Source organism: Thermodesulfovibrionia bacterium (assembly GCA_030646035.1).
Lineage (GTDB): Bacteria > Nitrospirota > Thermodesulfovibrionia > UBA6902 > UBA6902 > JACQZG01.
The window spans coordinates 1-2,118 of record JAUSMY010000057.1; the positions used below are offsets into that span (position 1 = coordinate 1).

General features: G+C 44.5%; 2 protein-coding genes. Both read right to left on the minus strand.

Going from position 1 to position 2,118, the window contains the following annotated elements; translation table 11 throughout:
* The coding region (locus tag Q7U10_10325) for an IgGFc-binding protein (GenBank protein MDO8282997.1) at nucleotides 1-1,668 on the minus strand (1,668 nt) is incomplete at its 3' end.
* Between the two features lie 2 nt (nucleotides 1,669-1,670).
* Nucleotides 1,671-2,118 (minus strand): CFI-box-CTERM domain-containing protein (locus tag Q7U10_10330; protein MDO8282998.1); only part of this gene is annotated, 448 nt, incomplete at its 5' end.

Sequence of the window (2,118 nt, forward strand, 5' to 3'; positions counted from 1 at the left end):
TACAGCATCAGGGTCTGTGTATCTGTATGTAGCTGTGCCGCAATCCACTTCACCGCTATTTACCTGAACTGTGAAATCAATATAATAGATGGGGTTTAAAGGGTCAGGGTTCTCAGTTATCCTCGGCAGCGGATTCCATGAGAGCACTCCAGAATTCTCATCTATGCTCAAGTCATCAAGTATCGAAGCATTATAATCGGGATCGTTTAATAGCTCCGTGGAGGGGATCTTGTCAGCTATGCTCCATGTATACGACTCGCCGCCTGTAACACCAAGCTGATAACTGTAGTTGATCCCGACAGGGGCTGATGGAAGTGTATCATTCGTTATTGTCAGGAACTCGTTGCATTCACCAATTACCTCATGCCCGCCTCCTGAAATACTGTGGCCTGCAATACCAAAATAGCTTGCCCAATTATTGTCAAAACCGTGCTGTGTCAACATAAACGGGCTGCCTGCCACAATAATATGTTGTCCTGCGATAAGATGTATATTCCCTCCTACAAGTGTTGTTCCTGGAATCGCTGTCAATGCAGAAGGCTGAACATTATCAACTCTCAATGATGATTCGGCAGAAGCAGGAATAGCGATACCCACATAGTTATCAACATATCCGTTAGGAACATTAAAAATATAGCTGTTAAGCCAAAGGTTAGACGAGGGGACAAGAGAAAATGCGGGATCCCCCACCCCACCTGTGAGTGATGCTCCTACCATAAACTGGCCAACCAAAACAGGGTTGTTACTGGAAAGATAAGAAAGCTCATTTATAAAAGGGCTTCCAATTTCAAAGAAATTACCTGAATCAAGATTATAAACAGTATTCCCACCGCTATCTGTAATGGTAACAACCGTTCCGTCAGTATCGGCAAGAACTCTTAATACATCACCGGGGGCGGTTGAACGGGCGGTAGGAACCAGAGGGAATGATGTCCCCCAGAATTCAACACCCGGCATCTGTTCAATTAAATGATCACATGCCGAGACACCTGCTGGGACATTGGTGCAATTATGCCCCCCAAAAACCGCAACAGGAATAGTGCTCTCTATTAAAGAACCTGTAACATCTTCCGAATTATACAATACTGCCTGAAGCCGGTTAAGGGTTACATTAAATGGAATGCCGGCAGCTTGTCCGCTTCCAAAATTAACCTTTGGGGTTATAGTAACAGTAGTGTTATCAGCAGTAGCCACAATTGCGAGTTGTGACTGGCTCCAGCCTGAATAACCCATGACTCTGTAGCGTGTGGATAGACCCTCTATCGGGAATAAAACTGTAATATCATTGGATGCAACCGGTGTATTTACATCCAGAAGATATGCTGCTACAGGAAAGTCAGGAGTAATGATAAAACCGCGATTTTGTGCTGAACCTGCCACGGTTAGCCTCTGAGAGTCAGGAATGGTGACAATCGTAATTCCATTCACAGGAACAACGAAAGCCTGATTGAAGGAAGCATCCTGATTCACAATTGTTCCTGTGGCTCCGCTATCTCCGGCTGCTAAATATATGTCAATGCTCCCGGAAATTAAATTGCTAGGAATTGTAAAGTATATCTCATTGGCAGCCTGGGCACTGCCAATAAAAGATAAGAGTAAACATATGGCAAAAAACGCAAGCAGACCCTTATCCTTGGCAACATTGAATATCGAAAATATTCTCTTCATGATTATCTCCTCTTCCTCATCCTGAATCCCGCTGCAACAACTACAGAACCAAATATGATAAATACTGCCGAAGGATATTTAAGAGCGTATACCACAGGCGTTAAAACTATCCTGGTGGCTGTCCTCAGCCCATCATGCTTTGCAATATAGTCTGCAGCCGGTGGAGAGAGCCTGTAGTATGTATTTACAAACAGCGAGCCAAGTTTGTTTGTCAGAAGGTATCTGTCCCTGAACCTCTTAAGAACATTCACTTCAGGATGCAGATAGCTGCCGTACGCAGCTGTAGCTATAAAGCATCCGCCGCCACCTCCGCCTTCTCCGCCTGATGATATTACAGCATCAGGGTCTGTGTATCTGTATGTAGCTGTGCCGCAATCCACTTCACCGCTATTTACCTGAACTGTGAAATCAATATAATAGATGGGGTTTAAAGGGTCAGGGTTCTCAGTT